The sequence below is a fragment of the Bradyrhizobium sp. JYMT SZCCT0428 genome, assembly GCF_018131075.1.
GTDB lineage: Bacteria > Pseudomonadota > Alphaproteobacteria > Rhizobiales > Xanthobacteraceae > Bradyrhizobium.
Genome location: NZ_JAFCLS010000120.1, coordinates 1 through 7,326 on the forward strand (window position 1 = coordinate 1; position 7,326 = coordinate 7,326).

3 protein-coding genes and 1 pseudogene are annotated in these 7,326 nt (G+C 56.6%); 2 read left to right on the plus strand and 2 right to left on the minus strand.

Annotation, left to right across the window (positions count from 1 at the left end; genetic code table 11):
* Positions 1-306: 306 nt before the first annotated feature.
* Both JQ575_RS43360 and JQ575_RS43365 read left to right on the plus strand, forming a co-directional pair.
* Positions 307-2,286 carry a M10 family metallopeptidase gene (locus tag JQ575_RS43360; protein ID WP_212039257.1) on the plus strand — a complete coding sequence of 660 codons (1,980 nt, stop codon included), beginning with the start codon at positions 307-309 and terminating at the stop codon, positions 2,284-2,286.
* Positions 2,287-3,130: 844 nt separating this feature from the next.
* Positions 3,131-3,526, plus strand: a pseudogene (locus JQ575_RS43365) (calcium-binding protein); the annotation flags it as partial.
* Between the two features lie 1,349 nt (positions 3,527-4,875).
* On the opposite strand, the gene JQ575_RS43370 reads toward JQ575_RS43365, so the two are convergent.
* Positions 4,876-6,924 (minus strand): matrixin family metalloprotease, encoded by a 2,049-nt coding sequence (locus JQ575_RS43370; RefSeq protein ID WP_212039259.1) that lies wholly within the window; start codon positions 6,922-6,924, stop codon positions 4,876-4,878.
* Positions 6,925-7,000: 76 nt separating this feature from the next.
* Positions 7,001-7,326: hypothetical protein (locus JQ575_RS43375; RefSeq protein ID WP_212039260.1), on the minus strand; the 326-nt coding region annotated here is incomplete at its 5' end.

Below are 7,326 nucleotides of genomic sequence, written 5' to 3' on the forward strand. Positions count from 1 at the left end.
GCCAGCTCCCGTCGCTACCACCGCCCACCCGGCAACCCAAACGCCAAGAGCGAACTCGGGATCGGATAAAACTTGGGCGCAAGGTCAATTTTTAGTCAGGCGTCGTGCCTGAGGCCGACACGAGCGGCCGATGTCGCTAACGGGGAAAGCGGGAAGTTCTAGACGGTTGGCAACGGCCTTGAGCGATGATGCTTCACGCGGTTCCGCTAAGGCAGAAACCGAAATCCCCGGCGATTTTTGAGCTTTTATAAACGATCAGGTAGGGGAAAAGCCGGTATAGTGTAACGAACCCCAGGATTGTGACGCATGGCCAAGGCGATCTGGACAAATTCGCAAATCATCGATCAACTGGACAGCGGATCTGTATGGTCCGGTCTCAATCTGACCTACGGTTTCCCGTCCAGCGCCAGCTGGTTTCCCTATGCCGAGCGAAACGGCTTCACCCCGGTCACAAGCGCGCAACAGGCCGCGGCAACCTTTACCATCAGGCTGTGGGATGATCTGATCGGTCCGGATTTTGCGTTGGCTGCGAACGGCGCGACCGCCAACGTCAAGTACATGAACACGACCACTAACATCGGCTATGCTCAAGCCTACTATCCGAGCATCGCGCAAAGCGGCGGCTCGCTCTGGTTTAACTCGCAATACGGCGCGAGTTCGGGGACCAACAACCTGATGTCGCCCACCGTGGGCAACTGGGGCTGGGGCACCTTCATTCACGAGACCGGTCATGCCCTGGGACTGGATCATCCCGGCAATTACAACGGCGGATCGCCAACCTACGCGAATGACGCGCTCTACGCGCAGGATTCGCAGATGTATACAATTATGTCGTACTTCACCGCAAACAACACCGGTGCCGACTGGGTCGCCGACGACGGCCGCACTTATTATGCCGAGACGCCGATGCTGGACGACGTTTTGGTCATTCAGGCCATGTATGGCGCGGAGACGACGACGCGAACCGGAAATACCGTCTATGGCTTCAATTCCAATTCGGATGTCTGGCTCTTCGATTTTCGACAGAATTTGCATCCGGTTCTCTGCATCTACGACTCTGCTGGCACCGACACGCTTGACCTTTCCGGCTGGAGTTATTCCTGCATCCTCAATCTCGCGCCGGGCGCTTTTTCCAGTTGCGATATGATGACGTACAACATCTCGATTGCGTATGGCGTCATCATCGAGAACGGCATCGGCGGTGGCGGCAATGACGCCATTGACGGAAACGGTGTCGGCAACCAGCTTTCCGGCTTGGTCGGGGATGACACGATAACCGGCGGGGGTGGCAACGACATCATAGACGGCGGCACCGGCAACGACACCGCCGTTTATTCGGGCGCGTGGGCCAACTATCTCATCACATGGAATGCGAATACTAGCACATTCACGCTGCTCGATACGCGCGGCGGCAGTCCCGACGGTCAGGACCAGGACAGCAACATCGAGAATTTCCGATTTTTGGACGGGGTGGTCACGGCCTCGGCGCTTTTGAACGGCATCGGCTCGGGCGGCATCCCAACAAGCGCCGCACCCGGTAAAACCCTGAACGGTGGAGCATTGACCGATCAGCTGTACGGTCTCGGCGGAAATGACATTCTCATCGGTAATGGCGGAAACGATTGGCTGTTTGGTGGAGGCGGCAACGACCTTACGTACGGCGGCGCGGGATCGGACAGCACCTATGGAGGAGCCGGCAACGACACGCTGATCGGTGATGGCGGTTCTGACCTGCTGGAAGGCGATGACGGCGACGACTGGATTTACCTTGCCAATGGCGACGGTTCGCAGGCCTATGGCGGGGCCAGCAACGATGTCTTGATCGCCACTAAAGGTTGGGTGATCGAGCAAGGCGACGACGGCAACGACACTATGTTCGGCTCTCAATTCAACGACTACTTCTATGGCGGCACCGGCAACGACCAGATGTTCGGTGGCGACGGTGTCGATGTCTTAATCGGCGGCGCCAGCAACGACTATTTCGACGGTGGCCAGGGCGTGAACTATTACTTCGGAGGTAATGGCGGGGGCCCGGGCACCGGCGTCGGCAACGACACGTTCGTTGTCAACGGCGTTCCGAGTGTTCAGGTCATTCAGGACTGGACCCCCGGCCTCGATACTGTCCAGTTCAGCGCGTCGGGTTTTACATCGTTCGCAGATGTGCTGTCGCATTCCTACCAGAACGGTGCCTACTTCGTTGTTCAGGTGGACACCGATACTGCGGTCTGGCTAAACGGCGCTACCGCCGGAACACTGACGCCCGCGAACTTCTCGATCGTAGGTTAGCGATTCGCAAGAGACCAGCCGCATTGAACTGCGGCCCGCAAAAAATGTATTGGAATGAATGAGGCCGCCAAAGCACGGTCGGAGCAGTGGCGGGACTAGCAGCACTTCCGTTCTTACTTCCGCTAGAGCTCGCGCTGCTGCCGGAACTTGCGCTGCCACTCGAACTAGCGCTCCCACTGGACCCTTGGGCACTCAATAACGAAGTCGACGCAAGTAGAACGGAAAAAGAGTAATTGCGGCGATCCTTGTCATGTCGAAACTCCTTTGCTGGATACCTTATCAAGCGGCGCCCGGGCGACAAGTTCTCGGAACCGACTTTCAAAAACAGCCTAGTGAACCGACGTTTCGTATGGGAAGGACCTTTTCCGGCTCGGGAACAAAATATTCTGCGGACGCTTTAATTCGCAGTTCCGTTGCGGGGAGTTGCATTATGTGTCGCGCACGAGGTGCGCCGGCGCTGGGACCTACAGAGGCGCGACATTCCATTGCCTCTTGCAGGATTTCACCGACCGCTATGAGGGCCGCTGTCGAGGCGTCCAGCTGCCGCTGCCGATGCGACTGGCCACGACAAACACAAGCCCACTGCGGCTCCCGTTCTTAAAAAGCGGTGCAAGAGGGATGCTCTTCCGCCCGTCAAAGGGCGGATGGAGCCTGAACTGGGTCACGGGCGGCGCTGCAACGATACGCTGGTCGGGGTAGCGGCATTGAAATTGCTGACGAGGGCGATGCCGGCGACGACTACACTTACCTCTTCGAAGGCGATGGTTCGCAAGCCTACGGCGGAACAGGCAACGACGTCCTAATCGCGGCGCAAGGGCGCGTCATCTAACAGGGTAACGACGGCAATGACATGATGTTTGGATTGGGCGGGAACGATTACCAATATGGCGGAGGCGGCAACGATATTATGTATGCCGGCGATGGTGTCGACGTCCTGCTCGGCGGCGCCGGAAACGATTACTTCGACGGCGGTCAAGGCGTGAATTACTATTTCGGCGGAGGCGGTAGCAACACGTTTGTGGTCAACGACGTTCCGAGTGTTCAGGTGGTTCAAGATTGGAATGCCACCACGGACAGTGTGTTGCTGACCGGCTCGGGCTTCACGTCCTTCCGACTTGTTGCCTCACTCGTACCAGAACGTGCTTACTTCGTTGTGCAGGTGGACAGCGATACCGCGGTTTGGCTGAATGGAGCCACCGCGGCGACGTTGACGGCCGGAAATTTCAGTTTCGTGAGCTGATCGGGAAAGCCAGCGGATCGACTTGTGGTCGGTTTCAACAGTACGGTCAGGGAAGTGCCGTCGCCGCAGCAGCCTGAACTTCTGAAAAGGGTCGGTTGATCGCCTCCGCGAACCCTCGCGCCCATTGCCCTCTGAACGGGCGGATCGGGTCGCCGCTCGCCAGCGCGCTCAAGGACCTGTTAAGAATTTTTTCCTTCTCAGCCGAATGTGACTCGTCTGAAGCGGTTGCCACTCTCACGAGCAGGATGCTCACTTGCGAGGGCGAAGAAAAGCACCTGTACAGGCTCGACGAGGACGGCTTGACGGCGGATATGATCGTTCCGTTTCGACCGCACGCCCAGCCAAACGAGACTCAGCAATTCAAATTCGCGCCGACGACCGCAAGGTCTTTGAGATCCGATGGGACCGCGCGAGGAATTTCAGGCTCATTACCTATGAGCCTGCCGGTTAGGAGCGAACGCTGCTCGATTGGCCGAAGCCAATTCCGTTTGATTGACGTCATCTCCTTACCAAGATCATGACGCAATGGGAGGCCGCCTTAGTTGGCGGCCCCTTTCATTTCAATTGCTCGGCTATCGACAAATGTAAAATCCGAAGCGACGAGTTGCGATTTATTGACGCCAATCAGCCAAATCTACGGCTCGTTTTCGATCGTCACCGCAGTGTTGACGTCCATCGAGCGACAACAAACACGAGCTGCGAAAGTAGATCGTCGAAGCTTGTAAGCATCGTTCCTTGCAGGGCAACGCTATCGCTGACGATGGCGCCCGCGTTGGATGATAAATCTCAGACGGTCATGAGCTATACAGGTAGTGCGCCTAGTTAGCTTGGACCTCTTGACCTTCAGGCCGTGCAGTATCTTCACAACGTCCCGGGAACTGATGGTTCTCAGGATTCCGAGATACTGCTCACGACTTCGCAGAAGCGAGACTGCAGCGAGCCAAGGTCCTGGGCCGGGTCGCTTATCGCTTAGTGCGCACCGGAATGATCGTGAGTTTTTATAGCGGAAGGTTCTTCATTCGCGAATGCGGCCACGGCTTCTCGGCAATCAAGCTTTATCTCGCCGCCAATGTCGTTCCGAGCAATGAAGATTTCTCCGAGCTCTGCGTCCACGGATGCGGGCCGGAAGGTGCTCGATGTTCACTGGAACAATGCCGGCTCGTTCAAGGTCGCGCTTTACGAGCCTGGCGGTTGGGAGCGAATGCTCGATTGGCCGGAGCCTATTCCGTTTTAAAGCATCGACCGTCGCGCATTGTCGTGCCGCGCCGGCCGCTTCTAACATGGATTTTCAAGGACGAAAGGCCGCCGCAACCGGCGGCCTTTCTGAACCACGAAACCATGGGTCAAAACTACGTAAATGTAAAATCCGAAGCTACGAGCTGCGATTTATTGACGCCGATCAGCCAGATAGCTGTATTGGCATCCATGGTGACGATCGAAAACGTGCCGTAGTCAGTGGTGGCTGCCAGTACATCGTCGAAGGTTGTAAGCATCGTTCCTTGCAGGGCAATACTATCGCTGGTCACTTCAAAATCGTTGATTACATCAACACTCGAGTCGGCATTGAATAGCACCCGATCAATGCCGCCACTTCCCAGGAACAGATAGTCGGTGCCGGCACCACCATCAAACGTGTCATTTCCCGATTCACCGAGAAGGACATCGACGCCAGCTCCGCCGTACATGGCGTCGTTGCCATCCCCCATGTAAAAATAGTCCTGACCGTCATCCCCGGTGGCGATGTCGTTGCCCGATTGCATTACGAAGATGTTGTTGCCACCACCGCCGTAGCCCGCGTCGTTGCCGATGTCGCCGTAGAAATAGTCGCCGCCATCTCCACCGTACATAAAATCATCACCGGCTTCGCCGAGAAGGACATCGACGCCGCCTTCTCCCGCCAGCACGTCGTTGCCAGCGCCGCCGTAGAGATAGTCCTGATCGTCACCTCCATAGGCCACGTCGTTACCGTTCCCGGCCACCAAGACGTCGACCCCGCTGCTCCCGGAATACACGTCATTGCCATCGCCGCCGTAGAAATAGTCGTTCCCGACTCCGCCATAACCGGTGTCATTGCCCGCGAGCCCCACCAATACGTCCGCACCGCTCCCGCCAGCCAGCGTGTCGTTATTAGCTCCGCCATATAGCAAATCATTTGTGGCGGGGCCAAACGGGTCCACCGATAACAGGAGAGTGTTGGCCACCAGGCCAGACACGACGTAGGTGCCGTCAGCAAAATTCAAATATTCTCCACCATAGACTGAGTCTCTACCGTCCAGCCCGTCCACGATTACAACAGTGCCGCCACCACCGCCAAAAAGCGAAATACTGTAAGCAGATCGAGGTGCGGAAAAATTAAAGAAATCGAGGCCAGCGTCACCAATAAGACTGTCGTTTCCAGCTCCACCGATGAGAGTATCGTCACCGCTCCCGCCATACGCCAGATCGTTTCCGATGCCTACGTTGATCAAGTCAGTATCGTCACCGCCATAACTAGAATCGGATCCCGCACCGCCAAAGATAGCGTCGCCGCCCGCGTCCCCGTAAAGCGTGTCGTTGCCGCCATCCCCGGAGACCACGTCGTTACCGGCATCGCCATGGATGCTGTCGGCCCCCAGACCGCCGAACATCAAGTCATTCCCCGCGCCCAAAATTGAGACGTCGTCGCCGGCATTTCCCGAGATCACGTCAGCGGTTCTAAAGCCACGAAAGGTATCGTTGCCCGCGGTTCCAACCTGGATCAGTGTGTAGGATCCCGTCCACCGCCACGCGGAATCCTGCGAACCATCAGTTCCCGGGACGTTGTAAAGATACTGCACGGCCTGAAGGTCAAGAGGTCCAAGCTGACTGGGCGCACTACCAGTATAGCTCATGACGGTCTGAGATTTATCATCCAACGCGGGCGCCAACGTCGGATCGCCGTCAAACGGATGCTTAAATCCTAGGGCATGACCGATCTCGTGCAGCATCAAACCGATGGCAACCGAGCCGTAGTTTATCTGTATGTCGCCTCCTCTTTCTTGATCGAAGTCGTACAAGATCGAGACGTTCGGATAGTATCCGACTCCTCTGAAACCGGCGTGAGCAGGATCCGCAGAGAACTGATAGGAGCCAAACGTGATATCCCCAAGGCCGGCTGGAACTTCGAGAAACACCAATCCGCTAGCGTCTGCCCATTTCTGTAAAGCTTCTCGCGCGGTCTGTTGTTCGTCAATTGTGAACGGTCGAAAGCTATTTTTGTAAGCTTGAGTATCGGAAGAAGTTAGTTCTGCGGCCGAAATTGCTGCATCGAACGAATAGCTGACAAAGGCAGGACGTCCAGCAAGCGAGGCCCCTGAAGCCGAATTCCCCCACCAAGAATTGCCCGATAGAATCGCAGTATAATCGCTAACAACGGCCATTAATAATACCCCCGGCGAAACCGTCAGACTCTCTCACTAATTATCCGCAGCCGCAAGCTGTCCTCAGACTTGAGCTTCACCCAAACCTGAACATGCTGGCGTCAAGATCACCCGGGCCTTTATCAATCAGCCAGGCAGCGTTGCCGGCGGCATCGGTGATGATCGTCGTGTTGATGCCCGCAGCGTAGAAAGAAGCCGCTTGCACATCGGCAAACGAATGAAGGGACGTGCCAGAGAAATTTAGGACATCGTTGACGCCGCCGGTGTTGAAGTCTTGGATCACCATGACCTCCGAGGTCGTATCATTGATTGTGAAGGTATCGGACCGCCGCCACCCCAAGCATAGTCTACGCCGCCACCACCGGTAATGAAGTCCGCTCCAGCACCCATCAGGAATACGTC

What these genes read in the sequence shown, in the direction of transcription:
- JQ575_RS43370 (WP_212039259.1), bottom strand. Translation starts at nt 6,924, where the DNA reads ATGGCCGTTGTTAGCGATTATACTGCGATTCTATCGGGCAATTCTTGG.
- JQ575_RS43360 (WP_212039257.1), top strand. Translation starts at nt 307, where the DNA reads ATGGCCAAGGCGATCTGGACAAATTCGCAAATCATCGATCAACTGGAC.